This is a genomic window from Leisingera sp. NJS201, assembly GCF_004535885.1.
Taxonomy (GTDB): domain Bacteria; phylum Pseudomonadota; class Alphaproteobacteria; order Rhodobacterales; family Rhodobacteraceae; genus Leisingera.
Window position 1 is genome coordinate 1672696 of record NZ_CP038234.1, and the last position, 19909, is coordinate 1692604.

22 protein-coding genes are annotated in these 19909 nt (G+C 61.4%); 15 read left to right on the forward strand and 7 right to left on the reverse strand.

Annotated elements, in window-relative coordinates; translation table 11 throughout:
• Nucleotides 1–73: 73 nt before the first annotated feature.
• From ETW23_RS08295 to ETW23_RS08310, 4 genes are all read right to left on the reverse strand, one after another.
• Nucleotides 74–2107, reverse strand: a complete 2034-nt coding sequence (locus ETW23_RS08295) for a PhoX family phosphatase (RefSeq protein WP_134829719.1) — start codon at nucleotides 2105–2107, stop codon at nucleotides 74–76.
• A 175-nt stretch (nucleotides 2108–2282) separates the two neighbouring features.
• A complete protein-coding gene (locus ETW23_RS08300) occupies nucleotides 2283–3341 on the reverse strand; it encodes a YeeE/YedE family protein (protein ID WP_134829720.1) in 1059 nt (352 codons plus the stop codon).
• Between the two features lie 20 nt (nucleotides 3342–3361).
• Nucleotides 3362–3700, reverse strand: a complete 339-nt coding sequence (locus ETW23_RS08305; protein ID WP_129370612.1) for a helix-turn-helix transcriptional regulator — start codon at nucleotides 3698–3700, stop codon at nucleotides 3362–3364.
• Nucleotides 3701–3760: 60 nt separating this feature from the next.
• Nucleotides 3761–4144, reverse strand: a complete 384-nt coding sequence (locus ETW23_RS08310) for a hypothetical protein (RefSeq protein ID WP_205879964.1) — start codon at nucleotides 4142–4144, stop codon at nucleotides 3761–3763.
• Between the two features lie 109 nt (nucleotides 4145–4253).
• On the opposite strand from ETW23_RS08310, the gene ETW23_RS08315 reads away from it, so the two are divergent.
• From ETW23_RS08315 to ETW23_RS08355, 9 genes are all read left to right on the forward strand, one after another.
• Nucleotides 4254–4991, forward strand: a complete 738-nt coding sequence (locus tag ETW23_RS08315; RefSeq protein WP_134829722.1) for a cytochrome c biogenesis CcdA family protein — start codon at nucleotides 4254–4256, stop codon at nucleotides 4989–4991.
• A gap of 52 nt (nucleotides 4992–5043) precedes the next feature.
• Nucleotides 5044–5592, forward strand: a complete 549-nt coding sequence (locus tag ETW23_RS08320) for a thioredoxin family protein (RefSeq protein ID WP_205877411.1) — start codon at nucleotides 5044–5046, stop codon at nucleotides 5590–5592.
• Between the two features lie 127 nt (nucleotides 5593–5719).
• Nucleotides 5720–6196 (forward strand): sulfur oxidation c-type cytochrome SoxX, encoded by a 477-nt coding sequence (gene soxX, locus ETW23_RS08325; protein WP_134829723.1) that lies wholly within the window; start codon nucleotides 5720–5722, stop codon nucleotides 6194–6196.
• 58 nt (nucleotides 6197–6254) lie between these two features.
• Nucleotides 6255–6671: a thiosulfate oxidation carrier protein SoxY gene (soxY, locus tag ETW23_RS08330; protein WP_129370616.1), complete on the forward strand. Its 417-nt coding sequence runs from the start codon at nucleotides 6255–6257 to the stop codon at nucleotides 6669–6671.
• Nucleotides 6672–6715: 44 nt separating this feature from the next.
• Nucleotides 6716–7045, forward strand: a complete 330-nt coding sequence (gene soxZ / locus ETW23_RS08335; RefSeq protein ID WP_027259276.1) for a thiosulfate oxidation carrier complex protein SoxZ — start codon at nucleotides 6716–6718, stop codon at nucleotides 7043–7045.
• A 75-nt stretch (nucleotides 7046–7120) separates the two neighbouring features.
• Entirely contained in the window at nucleotides 7121–7972 is an 852-nt protein-coding gene (soxA, locus tag ETW23_RS08340; RefSeq protein ID WP_129370618.1) for a sulfur oxidation c-type cytochrome SoxA, read from the forward strand.
• A 99-nt stretch (nucleotides 7973–8071) separates the two neighbouring features.
• Nucleotides 8072–9769, forward strand: a complete 1698-nt coding sequence (gene soxB / locus ETW23_RS08345; protein ID WP_134829724.1) for a thiosulfohydrolase SoxB — start codon at nucleotides 8072–8074, stop codon at nucleotides 9767–9769.
• Nucleotides 9770–9882: 113 nt separating this feature from the next.
• Nucleotides 9883–11154 carry a sulfite dehydrogenase gene (soxC, locus tag ETW23_RS08350; protein WP_134829725.1) on the forward strand — a complete coding sequence of 424 codons (1272 nt, stop codon included), beginning with the start codon at nucleotides 9883–9885 and terminating at the stop codon, nucleotides 11152–11154.
• Nucleotides 11138–12184 carry a c-type cytochrome gene (locus ETW23_RS08355; protein ID WP_134829726.1) on the forward strand — a complete coding sequence of 349 codons (1047 nt, stop codon included), beginning with the start codon at nucleotides 11138–11140 and terminating at the stop codon, nucleotides 12182–12184. Before soxC ends, ETW23_RS08355 begins: the two co-directional genes overlap by 17 nt.
• A gap of 84 nt (nucleotides 12185–12268) precedes the next feature.
• Here ETW23_RS08355 and ETW23_RS08360 read toward each other — a convergent pair whose 3' ends face one another.
• Together ETW23_RS08360 and ETW23_RS08365 are read right to left on the reverse strand one after the other, a co-directional pair.
• The gene (locus ETW23_RS08360) at nucleotides 12269–13708 is read right to left on the reverse strand and encodes a hypothetical protein (RefSeq protein ID WP_134829727.1); all 1440 of its coding nucleotides are present in this window, start codon (nucleotides 13706–13708) and stop codon (nucleotides 12269–12271) included.
• Between the two features lie 390 nt (nucleotides 13709–14098).
• Complete coding sequence (locus ETW23_RS08365) at nucleotides 14099–15106, reverse strand: GlxA family transcriptional regulator (RefSeq protein WP_134829728.1); 1008 nt, start codon at nucleotides 15104–15106, stop codon at nucleotides 14099–14101.
• Nucleotides 15107–15360: 254 nt separating this feature from the next.
• Between ETW23_RS08365 and ETW23_RS08370 the strand changes: the two genes are divergently transcribed.
• The 6 genes from ETW23_RS08370 (at nucleotide 15361) to ETW23_RS08395 (ending at nucleotide 19280) form a co-directional block, all read left to right on the forward strand.
• Entirely contained in the window at nucleotides 15361–15993 is a 633-nt protein-coding gene (locus ETW23_RS08370; protein WP_129370624.1) for an ATP-dependent Clp protease proteolytic subunit, read from the forward strand.
• 149 nt (nucleotides 15994–16142) lie between these two features.
• On the forward strand, nucleotides 16143–17411 hold the full coding sequence (gene clpX, locus ETW23_RS08375) for an ATP-dependent Clp protease ATP-binding subunit ClpX (RefSeq protein ID WP_129370625.1): 1269 nt from the start codon (nucleotides 16143–16145) through the stop codon (nucleotides 17409–17411).
• A gap of 141 nt (nucleotides 17412–17552) precedes the next feature.
• Complete coding sequence (locus tag ETW23_RS08380) at nucleotides 17553–17918, forward strand: RidA family protein (RefSeq protein WP_134829729.1); 366 nt, start codon at nucleotides 17553–17555, stop codon at nucleotides 17916–17918.
• A gap of 133 nt (nucleotides 17919–18051) precedes the next feature.
• Nucleotides 18052–18438, forward strand: a complete 387-nt coding sequence (locus ETW23_RS08385) for an NADH:ubiquinone oxidoreductase subunit NDUFA12 (protein ID WP_129370627.1) — start codon at nucleotides 18052–18054, stop codon at nucleotides 18436–18438.
• Between the two features lie 24 nt (nucleotides 18439–18462).
• On the forward strand, nucleotides 18463–18918 hold the full coding sequence (gene mlaD, locus ETW23_RS08390) for an outer membrane lipid asymmetry maintenance protein MlaD (RefSeq protein ID WP_129370628.1): 456 nt from the start codon (nucleotides 18463–18465) through the stop codon (nucleotides 18916–18918).
• Nucleotides 18918–19280, forward strand: coding sequence for a DUF2155 domain-containing protein (locus ETW23_RS08395; RefSeq protein WP_129370629.1), 363 nt, complete (start codon nucleotides 18918–18920; stop codon nucleotides 19278–19280). Before mlaD ends, ETW23_RS08395 begins: the two co-directional genes overlap by 1 nt.
• On the opposite strand, the gene aat is transcribed toward ETW23_RS08395, so the two are convergent.
• Nucleotides 19244–19876, reverse strand: coding sequence for a leucyl/phenylalanyl-tRNA--protein transferase (aat, locus tag ETW23_RS08400; RefSeq protein WP_129370630.1), 633 nt, complete (start codon nucleotides 19874–19876; stop codon nucleotides 19244–19246). The genes ETW23_RS08395 and aat overlap by 37 nt on opposite strands.
• Nucleotides 19877–19909: the final 33 nt, after the last annotated feature.

The window sequence follows — 19909 nt, forward strand, 5'->3', positions numbered from 1 at the left end:
TCCGCCCGTCAGGGCAAAAACCTGCGCGCGCCCCGGTTGGGGCGCGCTCCGCCTGATAGCAGCCGTGCGGGTGTTACCCTGCGATTTTGCCGCCGCCCTGTTTCGTGACCACCACAACCGAAGGGCGCGGCGGCATTTCCGGATCGAAATCCGGCCAGCGGGTTGCCGGGTCTTCAAAGGTCGATGCGCGCTCAAACCCCTTCAGCGCCTTGGTGCCATCGGTGCCCGGATGCTGAACCGCCAGAAACAATGTCTCGCTGTCCGGCGCAAAACAGGGGCCGCACAGCTCGCCGCCTGCCGGGCAGCGGAAGAACAGTTTGGAATGGCCGCGCAGGCTTCCTTCGGTCTCAACCCCGTACAACCCGTCCGATTTGCCGGTCTTGCTCCATTTGCTGCCCTGATCGGTTGCGACCCACAGGCGGCCCTCGGCGTCAAAGGCGCAGTTGTCGGGGGAGCCGAACCAGCCGTTGTCAGAGGTTTCCGGATTCCATTCGGCCCCGACGGCGGCAATGCCCGGATCGCCGCATTTCACCAGGATCGACCAGTTGCCGCGGGCCGCTGCATGGTCGCCGCCGTCTTCCTTGATTTCGATGATATGTCCAAAGCGCGACTTTGCCCGCGGGTTGGCCGGATCGGTCTGACCTGCCGAGCGGCGGGCGTTGTTGGTCAGCATGATATAGGCGGTGCCGTCGCCGCGGGGGGCTGCGTCTTCGGGCCGGTCCATTGGCGTGGCCCCCAGCGCATCCGCCGCCAGCCGTGCATCGATCAGAACGTCAGCCTGGCTGGCAAAGCCGTTCTCAGCCGTCAGCGGACCCTCGCCATGCACCAGCGGCAGCCAGTGGACATTGCCGTCCGGGTCAAAACGGGCGGCATACAGGATGCCGTCGCTGAGCAGCTTTGCATTGGCCGCCGGGTCGTCCGACACAACGCCCTTGGAGACATATTTGTACTGATAGTCAAACCGTGCATCATCGCCCATGTAGACCACCAGATGGCCGTCCGTGGAGGTGGTGGTTTCAGCGCCTTCATGGCGGAAACGGCCAAGCGCGGTGTGCTTCACCGGTGCAGCCTCCGGATTGCGCGGATCGACCTCAACAACCCAGCCGAAGCGGTTGGCCTCATTGGGGTCCTTGTCGATGTTGAACCGGTCGTGGAATTTGCCCCAGGCGTACCAGCGGCCCGGCACGCCGTAACGTTTCATCTGCGCCGCTTCAGGCTGATCCGACAGATCCGGCTTGCCGTCCGCGTCCAGCCTGTCCGTCCAGAAATAGCCGTGAAAGTTCTCCTCGGCCATCAGCCAGGTGCCCCAGGGGGTCATTCCGCCGGCGCAGTTGTTCAGCGTGCCGATGACCTGCGCCCCGCTGGGATCCGCGTTGGTTTGCATCCGGGCATGGCCGGCAGCGGGGCCGTCGATTGTCATCACCGTGTTCAGTGGTGAGATGCGGCGGTTCATGCTGCAATCCCGGACCACCGCCCATTTGCCGTCCGCGCTGCGGGCGATTTCCACCACCGAGCCGCCGTGTGCGGCCATTTCAATATCCACCAGTGCGCGAGTCATTCCGGCGAAGTCTGCTTTGTCCTGGCGGCCAAGGGCGGGGAACATCACCTCTTCATTGGTGTATTCGTGGTTCACGCACAGCAGCCCGCGGGTGCCTTCGGTATTCAGCGGTGTAAAGCCGACATAGTCGTTGTTGTAGCCGAACTGCTGCAACTGGGCCTGGGCCGTCTGGTTCATCACGTCGAAATCCGGCGCATCCGCCGTGATCGGGTCGCCCCAGCGCAGCAGGATATCTGCGTCATAGCCTTTGGCCACGTGGTGGGTTTCGTCGTTGCCCCAGGCCAGTTCATTAAAGGCATAGCGGCTGGTGCCAGCCGTGCCGCCGGCGGTGGCCTGGTGCGGCGCGGTGAGGGCTGAGGCGCCGAACAGCGCGGTGGTGGCAGAGACCCCCAGCAGGCCCTTCAATATGCCCCGGCGGCCATAACGGCTGGCGATCACGCCGCCGATGGTGCGGGTCAGGTTCGGATTGGCGGGAATATCGTCAAAGGCTTCAAAAGCTTCAGCCTTGTTGCCGGTTTGCGGGTCTTCGATTATTTGCTTGCGGTCCATGGCGGGCTCCAGAATCTTATCAATCGTTGCCGGCCGGCCAGCGGGGCCAAACTCGGACCGGGACCATTATGGGCGGGTGTGTAACAGATGTTTTAAGGTTAATGCGGGTTAATCGAACTATCACATTCGGCGGTGTGAACTGCAATTGCCCGCCTGTCCCCGCGGGGACAGCAGGTTATTCTGCCGGGCGGAAGCCTTCGATCAGCTGGCGCAGGCCAATTGCGGCACCTGCAAAGATTGCCAGCATGGTGACGGGCGCCGAGACTGCCAGCAGCGAAAACGCGCTGAGGCCTTGACCGACAGTGCAGCCCATGGCGATCACAGCACCCGCACCCATGATGGCGGCGCCGATGATCTGACGGCGCAGCTCGCGCGGGTCGTCACAGGCCTCCCAGCGGAAATGACCCTTGATCAGCGAGCCGGCGAAGGCGCCGGTCCAAACCCCGGCGATGGAGCCGACGGCAAAGGACAGCGGGCGCAGACTGCCGGTCATGGTCCAAAGGATCGTCTCGCCCAAGGGAGCAGAAAAGGAATGCGAAACAACCGGCAGCGCTTCGAACCCCTCGGCGTTGATCAGGGTCGTGCCAGCCCAGCCCGAGGTGACGGCCAGTCCGACCACGGCAGACCAGAACAGCGCTTGTTTGTCGGCGCGCAGTTCCGCATTGGCGAGGGAAGCCAGCAGGATCAACAGGCCGGCAGCTGTCCCGATCGCGGCAACCGGCAGGCCGCTCCAGGCGGCGGCGTAATGGGCCAGTCCCGGCGGGATTTCGGTAGTAACGTCCTGCTGCGTGAAAAACAGGTTGCGCAACGGGGCGAGAGGGCCGGCCAAAACCACATAGGTGGAGACGCCCATCACCAGCACAATGACAAAACTGCGCAGGTCGCCGCCGCCCAGACGGGCGATGGCGCCGTATCCGCAGTTACCGCTGAGCGCCATGCCGTAGCCGAACATCAGCCCGCCAAGGATCGAGGCGGCGGGCATCCAGCGGATCGAGAGGTAAAAGGACTGGCCGGCATCCACCAGCCCAAGCCCGATCAGTGCAAAGCTGGACGTTACCGCCACGCCGATGGCAATGCCCCACATCCGCATCCGCAGGGAGGAGCCGCCGTAGAGCAGGTCTTCGATTGCACCCAGGGTGCAAAACCGTCCCAGCCGTGCAGCAAGACCCAGCAGCACACCGCCCAGCAGCCCGATGCAGGCGGCCAGCTGGTGTTCTGTCAGGAGATCAAACATGCGGGGATTTCAATCAGGCCTCAGCTGCCGTCTTTGCAGAACAGGTCGTAGACCACTTCCAGGATGCGGCGGGGTTTGTCGTCGGCGAGACGGTAGAAAATAGCTTTGCCCTCGCGGCGGGGAATGACCAGGCCTTCGAGGCGCAGGCGGGACAATTGCTGCGAGACGGCGGCCTGGCGGGCTGACAACAGCTCTTCCAGCTCGGTCACTGATTTCTCGCCCGAGACCAGATGGCACAGGATCATCAGCCTGCCTTCGTGGCTGATCGCCTTGAGGAAGTTGGAGGCCTTGGTGGCGTTGTCCACCATCTTGTCCATTTCTTCCGGTTCCATATCGGCAGAAAACTGCGGTAATGCCATCTGTTATCTCCTGAGCGGCGCATGCACGCCGCACTCCTGTGCTTGACCCCGCCGGGACGGTCAGCTGCCGCCCTGGGTGTGCGTATTATCAACAAACCCTGTATGGGCGGTTAGCAAATCTGCCAGCAAAGGCCAAAAGAAATCTTCGCCGGGATAGCCTTCGAGCCGGGCCTGTTCCTGTCCGTCATCAACAATCAGGAAGGTCGGCGTAAACATGACCCTGCGGGCAACCTGCAGATCCTCAGGCATCGCGCGCAGGTCGACCCGCCGCAAGGGTGCGAATTTGCCTTCGGCTGTTTTCGGGTAGACCGGGGCGATTTCTTCGTCCCAGCGGGCACACCATTCGCAGCCCGCCTGTTCCACCATCACCAGTTCAGCCGCCCAGGCGGGCAGGGCAAGGCAGGCCGCCGCTGCGGCTGCAGCCAGTTGCCGAAGGTGGCGCATGTATGTCATTCCATCTGTTGACGGTTGCTATTGAAACAACATAATTCGAATATGTGAATGACACAAGCCGGGCCCGGATAACGTTGTTGTGGGGCAGCTGGGGGACTTGATGCTGGAAATATCCCTGTTTGGCGCCTTGATCGCAGGTTTGCTGAGCTTTTTCACCCCCTGTATTCTGCCAATGGTGCCGTTTTACCTGTCTTACATGGGCGGGCTGTCGATGGCCGAGCTGCGCGGCGACGGGGCGATTGCCACAGGCGCGCAGCGGCGGCTGCTGGTATCTGCCTGCTGCTTTGCCGCCGGTGTCACCACTGTGTTCATGCTGATGGGCATGGGGGCGACGGCGCTGGGGCAGCTGTTCGGGCAGTATCTGGAGGTGCTGTCTTATGGCGCGGCGGCCTTGCTGTTGCTGTTCGGGCTGCATTTCCTGGGGGTGGTGAAGATCCCGCTCTTGTACCGCGAGGCACGGATGGAAAGCAGTGCCGAGCCGTCGACGGTGCTGGGCGCCTATCTGATGGGGCTGGCGTTTGGCTTTGGCTGGACGCCCTGCGTGGGGCCGGCGCTGGCGTCGATCCTGATGATCGCCTCGGGCCTGGGGGATATCTGGCGCGGCGGTGTGCTGCTGCTGGTTTACGGGCTGGGCATGACCGCGCCATTTGTGGTGGCGGCGCTGTTTGCCAAGCCGTTTCTGGCATGGGTAGCGCGGCACCGGGCTGCCTTTGCCTGGGTCGAGAAGGGCATGGGCGCGATGCTGGTGCTGTTTGCGGTGCTGATCGCCACCGGCGGGGTACGGCTGATTGCCGAGGCGATGATCCGCTGGTTGCCGGGGTTCAGTTCGATTGGTTAAGTGAGGTCAGGAGTTCAACATGCTGAAAAATATTGCGAAAGCGTTAATTTTAATGACCCTGGCCACGCCTTTGGCGGCGGCGGACCTGGGCGATGACGGGCTGCATAAAACGGCCTGGATGCGGGACACATTCAAGGACCTGCGCGAGGATCTGGAGGAGGCCAATGGCGAGGGCAAGCGGCTGGCGCTGATTTTCGAGCAGCGCGGCTGCATCTATTGCACCAAGATGCATGAGGAGGTCTTTCCCCGCCCGGAAATCAGCCAGTACATTGAAGAGAATTTCTTTGTCGTGCAGCTGAATTTATACGGCGATGTGGAGGTTACCGATTTCGACGGCGAGGCGCTGGCGGAAAAGGACATGGCGCGCAAATGGGGCGTGTTGTTCACGCCGACGATTCTGTTCCTGCCGGAGGAAGTGGGCGAAAACGTCACAGCCACCGAAGCGGCGGTTGCAATGATGCCGGGCGCATTTGGCGGCGGAACCACGCTGGACATGTTTACATGGGTCAACGAAAAGCGATATGCGCTTGATAACGGGGAAGATTTCCAGCGGTATCACGCGCGCCGGATTCGCGAGCGCAATAATGGGTCTGCGGACTAGGGGTCTGGCGCATAATTTGGAAAAATTCACAATAATGAATTTGTTGTTGCGTATTGGGCCGGCGGTGCCCTACGGTATGCAGCAGCTAAGCAACCGCACTCAGATGCGGCAGCCATTGGGAGGATACATGAAGCTTACATCTCTGACACTGGTGCTGAGCCTGGCCGGAAGTGCGGTTTGGGCCGGGGAGGTTGCTCCGAAAGCGGTGCAGTATGGCGAGGACGGCCAAGTGGCCGCGTCGCTGACGGGTGTTGCGGGCGATGCCGTGAACGGCGCGCTGGTGGCCGGCACCAAGTCCAAGGGCAACTGCGTGGCCTGCCACCAGCTGACAGCGCTGGCGGATGTGCCGTTCCACGGTGAAATCGGCCCGTCGCTGGATGGTGCGGGCGACCGCTGGACCGCGGAAGAGCTGCGCGGGCTGGTGGCCAACGCCAAGATGACGTTTGAGGGCACCATGATGCCGGCCTTTTACAAGGTCGATGGCTTTATCCGCCCGGGCGATGCCTATACCGGCGATGCCGGGACCGAGCCGCTGCCGCCGATCCTGACGGCGCAGGAGATTGAAGATGTGGTCGCATTCCTTGCGACGCTGAAAGAAGAGTAAGGCGCGGGCGGGGCCTTGTGTGCCCTGCGGCCTGATGTGAATTCAAAGGAGAGATATGATGGAGTTCTCACGCCGTGAGACCCTGGCGATGGGCCTGGGCGCTGCCATGGTGACCGTGCTGCCGTTCCGTGTGAGTGCGGCGGCGGACGACCGGATTGCCGCCTTTACCGGCGGTGCGGATATCGCCGAGGGCGGTGTAACCCTGACCGCGCCGGAAATCGCTGAAAACGGCAATACCGTTCCGGTGTCCGTGGCCGCCGAAGGCGCCACCGCGATCCTGGTGCTGGCGACCGGCAACCCGGAACCGGGTGTGGCGACGTTCAATTTCGGCCCCGGTGCGGCGGCGCAGTCGGCCTCGACCCGGATCCGCCTGGCGGGTACCCAGGATGTGGTTGCGATTGCCAAGATGGCCGACGGCACATTCACCAAGGCCAGCGCCACCGTCAAAGTGACCATCGGCGGCTGCGGCGGCTGAGGCTGCCCGCTCCCTGAACGGAATTCTTAAGGAGAATTAAAGACATGGCATCCGGTGTTAAACCCCGCGTCAAGGTCCCGAAAAAAGCTGCCGCCGGCGAGGCGGTCACCATCAAGACCCTGATCAGCCACAAGATGGAAAGCGGCCAGCGCAAGGACAAGGAAGGCAACCTGATCCCGCGCTCGATCATCAACCGCTTCACCTGCGAATTCAACGGTGCGATGGTGCTGGACGTGGCGATGGAGCCTGCGATCTCGACCAACCCGTATTTTGAATTCGACGCGACCGTGCCCGAGGCCGGTGAGTTTGTCTTCACCTGGTATGACGACGACGGCGCCGTCTATGACACCAAGAAGAATATCGCCATCGGCTGATCCGTTCCGGATCTTCAGGCACGCGTCCTGTCCGGTGTGAACCGGTCAGGGCAGGCACCCAAGGGAGGACAGGGAATGAACAAGAAGGCAATCACAGCAATTGCCGCCGTGCTGGCGCTGCCGATGGCCGCGAGCGCAGGCCCCGACGACGACACGCTGGTGGTCAACGAAGAGATCGAGATGGTCACCAAGACCGCAGCGCCTGCGCATATCGCGGATGCGATGGATGAGGTGATGTCGGGCTGGCACTTCCGCAAGGATGAAACCCAGTCGCTGCAGATGGATGATTTCGAGAACCCGGCGATGATCTTTGTCGATCAGGCGATTGACACTTGGAGCACCGTCGAGGGGTCCGAAGGCAAGTCCTGTGCGTCCTGCCACGATGATGCCGAGGAAAGCATGGCTGGCGTTCGCGCGGTTTACCCGAAGTGGAACGAAGCCGCCGGCGAGGTCCGCACCCTGAACATGCAGATCAACGATTGCCGCGAAAACCAGATGGGCGCCGAGAAGTGGAAATACTCCGGCGGCAAGATGGCGGCGATGGAAGCGCTGATTTCCGTGCAGTCGCGCGGGATGCCGGTGAATGTGGCGATCGACGGCCCGGCCCAGTCCACCTGGGAACAGGGCAAAGAGATGTATTACACCCGCACCGGCCAGCTGGAGCTGTCTTGCGCCAATTGCCACGAAGACAACTATGGCAACATGATCCGCGCCGATCATCTGAGCCAGGGCCAGATCAACGGCTTTCCGGTGTACCGCTTGAAGAACACCAAGCTGAACACGGCACATGCGCGTTTCAAGGGCTGCATCCGTGACACCCGCGCCGAGACCTACAAACCCGGTTCCGCGGAATTTGTGGCGCTGGAGCTGTATGTCGCGTCGCGCGGCAACGGGCTGTCGGTCGAAGCGCCTTCTGTCCGCAACTGATCTTTGCGCCCCGTTCCTGCGGTCAGGAGCGGGGCGTCTCTCTTTTGAAACATTCATTCACGTGAATATATAGCGTGAGCAAACAGGATACCGGTACTCATGATTTCGCGCCGCGATTTTCTGCAGGTTTCCATGGCGGCATCGGCCATGGTGGGGGCGTCAGGCTTTGGCAATTGGGCGCGGCTGGCTGCGCAGCAATCGCTGAGCCAGGAGCAACTGTTGCAGTTCGACAGTTTTGGCAACATCAGCCTGATCCATGTGACCGATATTCATGGGCAATTGAAGCCGGTCCATTTCCGCGAGCCGTCGGTCAATCTGGGTGTTGGCGCCAACAAGGGCCACGTGCCGCATATCACCGGCGCCGATTTCCGCAAGGCTTATGGCATTGCGGACGGCAGCCCTTCGGCCTATGCGCTGACTTATGATGATTTCTCGTCGCTGGCGCAGGGCTATGGCCGGGTTGGCGGGCTGGACCGGATGGCGACGATCATCAATGCGATCCGTGCCGACCGCCCCGATGCGTTGCTGTTTGACGGCGGCGACACCTGGCACGGCTCCTACACCTGCCATCACACGGCCGGCCAGGACATGGTCAACGTGATGAACGCGTTGAAGCCGGATGCGATGACCTTTCACTGGGAGTTCACCCTGGGGTCCGAGCGGGTGAATGAGATCGTCGAGGGGCTGCCCTTTGCCGCCCTTGGCCAGAACATTTTTGACGCCGAATGGGACGAGCCGGCCGAGCTGTTCAAACCTTACAAGTTCTTTGAACGCGGCGGCGCCAAGGTGGCGGTGATCGGCCAGGCCTTCCCCTATATGCCGATTGCCAATCCGGGCTGGATGTTCCCGGAGTATTCATTCGGTATCCGTGACGAGAACATGCAGGCCATGGTGGATGAGGTCCGCGCTGCCGGAGCCGATCTGGTGGTGGTCCTCAGCCACAACGGTTTTGACGTCGACAAGAAAATGGCAGGCAAGGTGCAGGGCATCGACGTGATCCTGTCGGGGCATACCCATGATGCGCTGCCCGAGCCGGTACTGGTGGGCAAGACCCATATCATTGCCTCTGGTTCCAACGGCAAATTCGTCTCCCGCGTCGATCTGGATGTGCGGGACGGCCAGCTGATGGGGCTGCGGCACAAGCTGATCCCGGTGTTTTCCGACGTGATTGCTCCGGACCCGGCGGTGGCGCAGCTGATTGATGCGGAACGCGCGCCCTTCAAAGCGCAGCTGGCGGAGGTGATCGGCAAGACCGATACGCTGCTGTATCGCCGCGGCAATTTCAACGGCACCTGGGACGACCTGATCTGCGACGCGCTGCTGAGCGAGCGGGAGGCGGATATCGCCATGTCACCCGGTGTGCGCTGGGGTCCGTCGCTGGTGCCGGGCGACGACATCACCCGCGAGGATATCTGGAACGTGACTTCGATGTCTTATGGCGCGGCCTACCGGTCCGAGATGACCGGCGAATTCATCAAGGTGATTCTTGAGGATGTGGCCGATAACATCTTCAACCCCGATCCCTACTATCAGCAGGGCGGCGACATGGTGCGGATCGGCGGCATGGGCTACCGCATCGACATCACCAAGCCGCAGGGCGAGCGGATCACGGATATGACTCTGCTGAAGAATGGCGAGGCGATTGATCCGGCAAAGTCTTATGTGGTGGCCGGCTGGGCCAGTGTGAACGAGGGCACCGAAGGGCCGATGATCTGGGATGTGGTCGAGGACCATATCCGCAAGCTGGGCACCGTGAGCTTGAACCCGAATACCTCGGTGCAGGTGGCTGGCGCTTAACAGCGCCCGCCCGGCCGGGGCAGATAAAACCCGCCCCGGCGGGGTTAAGACAAAAAAATTTGCGCAGTTGAATTCACGAACGTGAATTTATCTATGTAAGGAGGCAAAGAGACATGAGTGATGATGCCAAGAGCCTGGCGCCCTCGCGCCGCCAGTTCCTGACCGGGGCAGCGGCTGCCGGGGCAGGCGCGGTGGCAGCAGGGGCTGCTCAGGCCGCAACCCCCGATCCGCTGATTACCGAGGTGCAGGAGTGGGCTTCTGGCCTGGGCGAGGGGGTTGATGCCACGCCCTATGGGCTGCCGATCCAGTATGAAAGCGATGTGGTGCGCCGCAATGTGGAATGGCTGACGGCGGATACCATCAGCTCAATCAACTTCACGCCGATCCACGCGCTGGACGGCACGATCACGCCGCAGGGCTGTGCGTTTGAGCGGCATCATTCAGGCGCCATCGAGCTGCGCAAAGAAGATTACCGGTTGATGATCAACGGGCTGGTCGATACGCCGCTGGTGTTCACTTACGCGGATCTGGAGCGGTTCCCGCGCGAAAACCGCGTGTATTTCTGCGAATGCGCGGCGAATTCCGGCATGGAGTGGGCCGGCGCCCAGCTGAACGGCGCGCAGTTCACCCATGGCATGATCCACAACATGGAGTATTCCGGCGTGTCTCTGCGGACATTGCTGGAGGAAGCCGGGGTTAAGCCAGAGGGCAAATGGGTCTATGTGGAAGGCGCGGATGCGTCCTCAAACGGGCGTTCAATCCCGCTGGAAAAGGCGATGGATGACGTGCTGGTCGCCTTCAAGGCCAATGGCGAGGCGCTGCGCAAGGAGCATGGCTATCCGGTGCGTCTGGTGGTGCCGGGCTGGGAAGGCAACATGTGGATCAAATGGCTGCGCCGGATCGAGGTGACGGATCAGGCGATTGAAAGCCGCGAGGAAACCTCGAAATACACCGACACGCTGGCTGATGGTGTCAGCCGCAAGTGGACGTGGGAGATGGATGCAAAATCTGTTGTCACCAGCCCCAGCCCGCAGGCGCCGATCAAACATGGCACGGGACCGCTGGTGATCACCGGCCTGGCCTGGTCCGGGCGCGGGGCGGTTACCGGCGTGGATGTGTCGGTTGACGGCGGCAAGACCTGGGCTGAGGCACGGCTGGCCGCACCCGGCACCGACAGGGCGCTGACGCGGTTCTATCTGGATACAATCTGGGATGGGTCGGAAATGCTGTTGCAGAGCCGGGCCAGGGATTCCTCGGGCTATGTGCAGCCGACCAAGGCGCAGCTGCGCGAAGTGCGGGGGCTGAATTCGATCTATCACAACAACGCCATCCAGACCTGGTGGGTCAAGGCAAGCGGGGAGGCGGAAAATGTCGAAGTTTCCTAAGTTTATCACAGCAACAGCCGTTGCAGCGGCTTTGGCGGTTCCGGTTTATGCAGAGGGTTTTGGCCTGGGCCGTCCCGCCATGCCGGAGGAAATCGCTGCCTGGGATCTGGACGTTGCCCCTGACGGCACCGGCCTGCCGGAAGGGTCAGGCGATGTGCTCACCGGCGAGGAAGTCTTTGCCGGGAAATGCGCTGTCTGCCATGGCGATTTTGCCGAAGGGGTCGGTAACTGGCCCAAGCTGGCAGGCGGGCAGGATACACTGGACCATGACGATCCGTTGAAAACAGTCGGCAGCTACTGGCCGTATCTGTCTACCACCTGGGATTATGTGAACCGTTCGATGCCCTTTGGCGATGCGCAGTCGCTGAGTGCGGATGAAGTCTATGCCATTGTGGCATACATTCTTTATTCCAACGATCTGGTGGATGATGAGTTCGTGCTGTCGAATGAAACGTTTAAGGATGTTGAACTGCCGAATGCCGGCGGCTTCATTCCGGATGACAGGTTGGAGGCAGAAAAGCACTTCTGGAACCCGGAACCTTGCATGGAAAATTGCAAGGACAGCGTGGAGATCACCATGCGGGCCTTGGTGCTGGATGTGACGCCGGATGAGGACAGCGCCAATACACCTGAAGAAACTGCGCCACTGCCGGAGGCCGCCGCGCAGCCAGTGATGGAAGACGCTGTTGAAGTAGCGGCAGTTCCGGATCCTGAACTGGTCGCCAAAGGCGAGAAGACCTTTAAGAAGTGCAAGGCCTGCCATCAGGTCGGGGACGGTGCCAAGCCGAAGACCGGGCCCGTTCTGAACGGTATCATCGGCGCCCCGGCCGGCCATGCGGAAGGGTTCCGCTACTCCAAGGCGATGAAGTCCGCGGCTGATGGCGGGCTGGTCTGGGATGAGGCCGAGCTGTCGGCCTTTCTGGCCAAGCCCCGAAAATACATGAAAGGCACCAAGATGTCCTTTGCCGGGCTGAAGAAAGAGAGCGAGATCGAAGCCGTGATCGCCTATTTGCAATCCTATTCGCAGTAACAGCGGCCCTAAAGGCTGCAGCAGAGAGGGGCGCCGCTAGCGCCCCTTTTTTAGTGCCCGGCATGTGCCCGGCAGCCGGTCCCCTTATGGGAGAGGCGGGAACACCAGGACCATTGCACCCGTGATGTCTTCAAGCCGGGCCTTCGGTGTTCGTTCTGCGGCAGGCCGGCGCAGGCTTTCGGGCAGATCCGCGCAGGTCTGAGGGGCCGCCTGGCAAAGGATGACAGCGCGCCCAGTCAGCAGTTCAAGACGGTTTGCAAGACTGCTGGACATGTGCAGGCCGGCTTTGGCGGCAGAGGGGTAATTCAGAATATCTCCGGTGATAAATACCGGCTTTGGGCTGACTGCGATGGCAGCAGCCATTGCGCGGGTTTCAACTTGCCAGTCGCGAAAGCGGGTGAATTGCACGGCAGTCTGCACAAGATAACTGGCGGCAACCAGCAGCACAGCATTGCGCGCCAGCCGGCCCGGCAGGCCAGGCTTGCGGCTCAGCTCCTGTGCTGCCCTGACTATCATCACAGCATAGATGATCCAGGTGAAATGAAAGGCGCGGGCCGGAATGGTCACCCCAAGCTTGAGAACCTGAAGGGTCATCAGTGCCATGCCCGCCCATAAGGCAACCCAGATGTACAGGGTCTCCATCGGCTGCCGGCGCAGCAGCACGGCAGTGGCCGCTGTCAGCATGCCGGCGTGAAACAGCAGAACCGGGGCGGACTGAAAGCTCAGCTTGTCCAGGAGAACTGAAACCGTCGCCCGCAGCTGCGGCAGATGGGACCAGAACCCGGCCAGGTCATGCGCCGGGTCCGGGCTGCGCGCCGGAGCCAGCGGGATGCCGAACACTCCGTGCACCTGCCAGTTCAACGTATAGACCGCCAGCACCGCGCCTGCAAAGCTGAGCCCGAACAAGACCACCAGCCCCGCAAGGTCACGAAAAGAGCGCTGCTGCGTGCTGATCAGGCAGATCGCAAACAGGATGAGCGGAAAGGTTGTGTAGGCGGTAAAGGCCAGCAGGGTAAACGGCGGCAGCAGCAGCCGCAGCGTGGCTTGGCGCAGGGTGAGCGCAAGAAACCCGTAGAGCGCCAGCACTGCAAAACCCGGAATGACGGTGCTGGACCAGCCTGCCATCAAAAAGACAGGCGGGGCCGGCAGCAGGGCCAGGGTGAGGGCAATAGTGAACCAGGCACGGTCATTGTCTTTGGTTGCCGTGGCTGCAATGGCGGCTGCAGTCAACGCCCACAGCACCTGGAACAGGGCGAAGTTCAGCCAGGGCGGTGTTACAATTCCGCGCAGATGCCACAGGTAATTCAGCCATCGCCCTTCATGAAGGGTTTTCGGCCAGAACCCATCGGGCCTGGCCAGCAGAGCGGGGTAATCGTCAAACCGGATAATCGGATCCAGCAGATTTCCGGCGGACACGGCAAGCAAAAGCGGCAGCGCCACACAGGCAGAGATACGGAACGCCCGGAGTCTGCCGGTATCCATTTCCTGTATATGCGGCAGATGAAGGTGCGGAGAATGCGTCATGCGAAAATCCAAAATGGTGCGTTGGCGCCTTGGTTCTGCGCCCGGCTGTGCTGAATTCGAAAGTTGTGTTCAATGAATGACTTGGCGCGGTCTTGCCCTGGAAAAATACCGGTAACCCGGTTGCAGGAGTGCGGCAGCGTTAATCCCTTGTTGAGTTTTTGTCCTAAAGCCAAATCTCTCAGGCGTGTTGTCAATTACAGGGGAAATTCGGCAAATTTTAGGCGTATTGTGCTAACCCTCACAAACGGACCAGAGGGTGTGGGGTTGCAAATGCCGGGCCAGGAGAGATGAACGCCGGCAGATAGCTGAACCGGGAAATTGAGCCGCGCGGTGCAGAAAGCCGCAGCGCTGGCCGGTGGCCGGGCACGACAGGCCGCCGGAATTCGGGTATCAGCTCCAGCCCTTGCGGAAGAAATGCGGGGAGGCGCCGAATTTGCGTTTGAACTGGCGTGAGAAATGCGTGGCCGAGTTGAAACCCGAGGCCAGGGCAATTTCGGTAACGCTCATCGAGGTTTCGTTCATCAGGGCAAAGGCGTGGCTGAGGCGCATGTCGAAATAGACATGCATCGGGCTTTGGTTCAGGTAGCGCGAGAACAGCCGCTCCAGCTGGCGGCGGGAGATGTCGAGCCGGTCGCAAAGCTCGCCGATCGACAACGGCTCCTCAATCGATTCCTGCATCAGCTGCAGCGCGTTCAACAGGCGCTGGTTGCGGCTGCCGATGGCCACCGCATAGTTCGATTTCTGCGGTGCCGCCTGGCCGCCGGAGCGCACATGCAGGCACATGTCAGCGACAATGATCGCCAGCTGCTTGCCGTGGCGTTCCTCGATCAGGTGCAGCATCATGTCGGTGGCCGCATTGCCGCCGCCACAGGTCATCAGCGGGCCGGAGATTTCAAAGATATTGGGGGACGGGTCCAGATTCGGGTAGCTTTCCAGAAAGCCCGGCTGGTTTTCCCAGTGCAGCGTGAATTTGTGGTTCTTGATCAGCCCGGCCTGGGCCAGGGCAAAGGCACCAGTGCAGATGCCCCCGATGGAGCGGCCAAAGCGGCTTTCGCGGCGCAGCCAGTTCAGGGTGACCTCGCTGGCTGTATTTTGCGGCTCCACGCCGGCGCAGACAAAGCCCAGCGAATCCGAGGGCAGCGGCTGCAGCGGTGTGTCCGGCGTGATCACCATGCCGTTGGAGCAATGCAGTGGCTGGCCGTCTTCGGTCATGATATACCAGCGGTACAGCCGGGTGCCGGTCACCTGATTGGCAATGCGCAAAGGTTCGATGGCGGCGGCCACCGGCAGCATTGTTGCCTTGGGCAGCAGCAGGAAGTAAAAATCCTGCGGCTCGCCTTCGAAGGGAACGGCGAGATTGGCGGCGGCGCCTTTCTGAACGAAACTGTCATCAGCCATGGCGGAACCCCAGCACGGCACCCGGGATTTGGCCTCCCCGGGTGGAATTCGGACTTGAGTTTGTTTCCTAAGGCGCTGCCGGGCGCCGCAGCCCGAGAATAGCGACAGCGTTCCAGCGGATTGCGACACGGTATGCAGCTTTGCGGCACCGTAAAATGGCCGCCGCCCCTTGCAGCTCAAAAGTGGCGATACTAAGACTCAGGTAACACACTGTCGGGTATGGTGCCGGACATAAACAACGCAGGCAGGTCGAAATGATTGATCCCAGAGAAACATACATGAATACCCTGGTCCCGATGGTGGTGGAGCAGACCAGCCGGGGCGAGCGGGCCTATGACATTTTTTCCCGCCTGCTGAAGGAGCGGATCATCTTTCTGAATGGTCCGGTGCATGACGGGATGAGTTCGCTGATCGTGGCGCAGCTGCTGCATCTTGAGGCGGAAAACCCGTCCAAGGAAATCTCGATGTACATCAACAGCCCCGGCGGCGTGGTGACGAGCGGCCTGTCGATCTATGACACCATGCAGTACATCAAACCCAAGGTTTCGACCCTGGTGATCGGCCAGGCGGCCTCGATGGGGTCGCTGCTGCTGACCGCCGGCGAAAAAGGCATGCGGTTCAGCCTGCCCAATTCCCGGGTGATGGTGCACCAGCCTTCCGGCGGGTTCCAGGGCCAGGCGACCGATATCATGATCCACGCCGAGGAAACCCTGAAGCTGAAGAAGCGCCTGAACGAGATCTACGTCAAGCACACCGGCCAGGAATACGACAAGATTGTCGACGCGCTGGAGCGGGACAATTTCATGGCGCCGGAAGAAGCCAAAGAGTTCGGCCTGATCGATGAGATCGTCGAAAACCGCGCCAAGGGCGACGAAGAGCAGGCGTAACGCCTGGCGTTGTGAACAGCCGTGTGCCCCGTGTTTGAAATGGGGCGCACTTTCACATTGTGGCGGCCTAAGCACTCGCTTAAGCTGGCAGAAAGTTGAGTAGCCCCGCAGTGCGGGAGCAGCGGACCGGGCGGACTGAAAGGTAGACCATGGCGACGAATTCAGGCGGCGACAGCAAAAACACCCTCTATTGCAGCTTCTGCGGCAAGAGCCAGCATGAAGTGCGCAAGCTGATCGCAGGCCCCACCGTGTTCATTTGCGATGAATGCGTTGAACTGTGCATGGATATCATCCGTGAAGAAACCAAGGCTTCCGGGCTGAAGGCCACCGACGGGGTGCCGACTCCCAAGGACATCTGCCAGGTTCTGGATGACTATGTGATCGGTCAGGCCACCGCCAAGCGGGTGCTGTCGGTTGCGGTGCACAATCACTACAAACGTTTGAACCACGCCCAAAAGGCCGGGTCGGACATCGAACTGGCGAAATCCAACATCCTGCTGATCGGCCCCACGGGTTGCGGCAAGACCTTGCTGGCGCAGACGCTGGCGCGGATCCTGGATGTGCCCTTCACCATGGCGGATGCCACCACGCTGACTGAGGCCGGTTATGTGGGCGAGGATGTAGAGAACATCATCCTGAAGCTGCTGCAGTCGTCCGAATACAACGTCGAGCGCGCGCAGCGCGGCATCGTCTATATCGACGAAGTCGACAAGATCACCCGCAAGTCTGAAAACCCCTCGATCACCCGCGACGTATCGGGCGAGGGCGTGCAGCAGGCGCTGTTGAAACTGATGGAAGGCACCGTTGCCTCGGTGCCGCCGCAGGGCGGGCGCAAGCATCCGCAGCAGGAATTCCTGCAGGTGGACACCACCAATATCCTGTTTATCTGCGGCGGTGCTTTTGCCGGGCTGGACAAGATCATCTCGGCCCGCGGCAAGGGGTCTGCGATGGGCTTTGGCGCGGATGTGCGCGACAACGATGACCGCGGTGTCGGCGAAGTGTTCCAGGAACTGGAGCCGGAAGATCTGCTGAAATTCGGGCTGATCCCTGAATTTGTCGGCCGTCTGCCGGTTCTGGCAACGCTGGAAGATCTGGACGAGGACGCGCTGGTCATAATCCTGACCCAGCCCAAGAACGCTCTGGTCAAACAGTACCAGCGTCTGTTCGAGCTGGAAGACACCGAACTGGACTTCACCGACGAGGCGCTGAGCGCGATTGCCAAGAAAGCAATCGAACGCAAGACCGGTGCCCGCGGGCTGCGGTCGATCATGGAGGATATCCTGTTGGATACCATGTTCGATCTGCCGGGCATGGACAGCGTGACCAAGGTGGTTGTCAACGAGGAGGCGGTGACCTCGGATGCGCAGCCGCTGATGATCCATGCGGACGCCGAGAAAGAGCCGGCCTCGGCCGGGTGAATGGCTAGTCAATAGATCAAACGGCGCGGTTTTATCCGCGCCGTTTGCTGTTTGGGGGCCGGTTGGATGGGGGGCGCTGCCCCCGCAGCGGCGGGCCGCTGCGCCCCCGGGATATTTCGGGCAAGAGGAAGGAGCAGGGCAGTGATCAAACGTATTTCTTCAGGCGGTGAGTTTGAGGCTAAGATCGGCTATTGCCGCGCTGTTGTGGCTGGCGGCTTCGTGCATGTGGCAGGCACCGTCGGGCAGGGCGATGATGTGGTGGCACAGTGCAAATCTGCGCTTGAAACCATTGGCGGTGCCTTGCAGAAGGCGGGCGCTGGCTTTGCCGATGTGGTGCGGGTGAACTATTACCTGCCGGATGCGGCGGAGTTCGAACCCTGCTGGCCGGTTCTGGCTGAGGTCTTTGGCGCCAACCCGCCTGCGGCAACAATGATCGAGTGCAACCTGATCGATTCCAAGTTCCGCATTGAGATTGAAGTGACGGCGCTGGCCCCAGCGGCAGGCTGATCCTGTCAGGTGCGGGAAACGCGCCTCAGGCAAAACTGCCAATTCCCGCCGTGACCCGTCCAGAGGGGCGCAAGCCACTGGACCTTGGCGGGAAATTGGGCCATATCAGAAACGGATAAATCCGGAGGCACCGATGGGAATCCTGAACACACTTCTGAGCGCTGTGACATGGTGGAACGGCGCCACCCTGAACACCCGGATGTTCACCGCCCGCAAGGGCATCAAGGTGGGCGAGGATGATCAGGGCAATGTGTTCTACCGCAATGCCGATGACAGCAAGCGCTGGGTGATGTTCAACGGGGAAGTTGAAGCCTCGCGCGTCAGCCCCGACTGGCACGGCTGGCTGCACCGCACTTTTGACGAGCTGCCCAGCGAAAAGCCCTTGAAGCACAAGGCCTGGGAAAAGCCGCATCAGGAAAACCTGACCGGCACCATGATGGCCTATGCACCGGCCGGGTCGATCCGCGCAGGCGGCGAACCCAAGGAACGCCGCGATTATGAGGCCTGGGTGCCCGAATAAAACATCTGCCAGAAGGCTGATTTCATGTCCCACAATCCTACCGAAGTTTTTGCCGGCGGCGTCGTGCTGGCTGCTGCTGTTGCTTTTGCTGTCTATGCCGGCCAGGCGGCCGGCCTGTCGCGCGGCGGCGCGACCTATGACTTGAACGCGTCTTTCCGCTCGCTGGAAGGGGTCAGTGTCGGCACCGACGTTCGGCTGGCCGGGGTCAAGATCGGCACCGTGACCGGCGTCGGCCTGAACCCGGAAACCTTCCGCGCAGATACTATGTTCTCTGTTAATGAAGGCATCGAAATCCCGGATGACAGCGCGGTGGTGATCTCTTCCGAAGGGCTGCTGGGCGGTAACTTTGTTGAGATCATGCCCGGCGGTTCGCCCTTTGCTTTTGAAGCAGGGGATGAGATCGAGGACACCCAGGGTGCGGTCAGCCTGATTTCGCTGCTGGTCAAATTTGTCGCCGGCGGCGGCGAGGGCGATTCTTGATGCGCTTTGCCGCGGCAGTAATGGCTTGTGCGCTGGCCATGCCGGCCTGGGGTCAGGAGCAGCCGGCGGCGCAGGGCAGTGCTGCGGTGCTAAGGGCGCTGGACAAGGTCAACGGCCATACCATGGATGCGGAAGTGGCGATCGGCGGCAGTTCGGAAATGTTCGGCCTGCTGGTGACCGTGTCGGACTGCCGCTATCCGGCGGAGAACCCGACCGGGGATGCCTTTGCCTATCTGACCGTGCGGGACCCCGACGATGGTGCGATGCATTTCCAGGGCTGGATGGTGGCGTCCAGCCCGGCACTCAACGCGCTGGACCACAACCGCTATGATGTCTGGGTCATGCGCTGCAGCAGCAGCTGAGGTGCGGGCACAGCTGGCCGGGCAAAATCCGCATCCGTTTTCAGGGCCTCGCGCAATAGGGCCCGGTAACGCGCGCGGGTAACCTCAATTCCGCCAAGCGACGCAAGATGCGCGGTCAGGAATTGCGTGTCGCACAGCCTGTAGCCCGCCTGCCGCAGCCTGTCAGTCAGATAGGCCAGCGCCACTTTGGAGGCATCCCGGCGGCGCGAGAACATGCTTTCGCCAAAAAAGGCGCCGCCCAGAGAGACGCCATAGGTGCCGCCGGCCAGGATGCCGTCCTGCCAGACTTCAAGCGAATGGGCGTTGCCCATCAGGTGCAGATCCAGGTAGCGGTCGCGGATTTCCCCGTTGATCCAGGTCTCGGCCCGGTCGGCGCAGCCGTCTACGACGCCGCCGAAATCCCGGTTCACGGTGATCTCAAATCCGCCGTTGCGGATCCGTTTGGCCAGCGAGCGGGAGATGCGGAAGCCATCCAGCGGCAGAATGCCACGCCGCTTGGGATCGACCCAGAAAATCTCGGGGTCGTCGCGGTGTTCGGCCATCGGAAAAACACCGGCAGAATAGGCGTGCAGCAATAGGTCCGCAGTTAAGCTCATGGTGCTGGCCAGTATAACGGTAAAAGGCAGGCA

Bases quoted from the DNA above. Each gene is read 5' to 3' on its own strand.
- ETW23_RS08295 (WP_134829719.1), bottom strand. From the start codon at position 2,107: ATGGACCGCAAGCAAATAATCGAAGACCCGCAAACCGGCAACAAGGCT.
- ETW23_RS08300 (WP_134829720.1), bottom strand. From the start codon at position 3,341: ATGTTTGATCTCCTGACAGAACACCAGCTGGCCGCCTGCATCGGGCTG.
- ETW23_RS08305 (WP_129370612.1), bottom strand. From the start codon at position 3,700: ATGGCATTACCGCAGTTTTCTGCCGATATGGAACCGGAAGAAATGGAC.
- ETW23_RS08310 (WP_205879964.1), bottom strand. From the start codon at position 4,144: ATGCGCCACCTTCGGCAACTGGCTGCAGCCGCAGCGGCGGCCTGCCTT.
- ETW23_RS08315 (WP_134829722.1), top strand. From the start codon at position 4,254: ATGCTGGAAATATCCCTGTTTGGCGCCTTGATCGCAGGTTTGCTGAGC.
- ETW23_RS08320 (WP_205877411.1), top strand. From the start codon at position 5,044: ATGACCCTGGCCACGCCTTTGGCGGCGGCGGACCTGGGCGATGACGGG.
- soxX (WP_134829723.1), top strand. From the start codon at position 5,720: ATGAAGCTTACATCTCTGACACTGGTGCTGAGCCTGGCCGGAAGTGCG.
- soxY (WP_129370616.1), top strand. From the start codon at position 6,255: ATGGAGTTCTCACGCCGTGAGACCCTGGCGATGGGCCTGGGCGCTGCC.
- soxZ (WP_027259276.1), top strand. From the start codon at position 6,716: ATGGCATCCGGTGTTAAACCCCGCGTCAAGGTCCCGAAAAAAGCTGCC.
- soxA (WP_129370618.1), top strand. From the start codon at position 7,121: ATGAACAAGAAGGCAATCACAGCAATTGCCGCCGTGCTGGCGCTGCCG.
- soxB (WP_134829724.1), top strand. From the start codon at position 8,072: ATGATTTCGCGCCGCGATTTTCTGCAGGTTTCCATGGCGGCATCGGCC.
- soxC (WP_134829725.1), top strand. From the start codon at position 9,883: ATGAGTGATGATGCCAAGAGCCTGGCGCCCTCGCGCCGCCAGTTCCTG.
- ETW23_RS08355 (WP_134829726.1), top strand. From the start codon at position 11,138: ATGTCGAAGTTTCCTAAGTTTATCACAGCAACAGCCGTTGCAGCGGCT.
- ETW23_RS08360 (WP_134829727.1), bottom strand. From the start codon at position 13,708: ATGACGCATTCTCCGCACCTTCATCTGCCGCATATACAGGAAATGGAT.
- ETW23_RS08365 (WP_134829728.1), bottom strand. From the start codon at position 15,106: ATGGCTGATGACAGTTTCGTTCAGAAAGGCGCCGCCGCCAATCTCGCC.
- ETW23_RS08370 (WP_129370624.1), top strand. From the start codon at position 15,361: ATGATTGATCCCAGAGAAACATACATGAATACCCTGGTCCCGATGGTG.
- clpX (WP_129370625.1), top strand. From the start codon at position 16,143: ATGGCGACGAATTCAGGCGGCGACAGCAAAAACACCCTCTATTGCAGC.
- ETW23_RS08385 (WP_129370627.1), top strand. From the start codon at position 18,052: ATGGGAATCCTGAACACACTTCTGAGCGCTGTGACATGGTGGAACGGC.
- mlaD (WP_129370628.1), top strand. From the start codon at position 18,463: ATGTCCCACAATCCTACCGAAGTTTTTGCCGGCGGCGTCGTGCTGGCT.
- ETW23_RS08395 (WP_129370629.1), top strand. From the start codon at position 18,918: ATGCGCTTTGCCGCGGCAGTAATGGCTTGTGCGCTGGCCATGCCGGCC.
- aat (WP_129370630.1), bottom strand. From the start codon at position 19,876: ATGAGCTTAACTGCGGACCTATTGCTGCACGCCTATTCTGCCGGTGTT.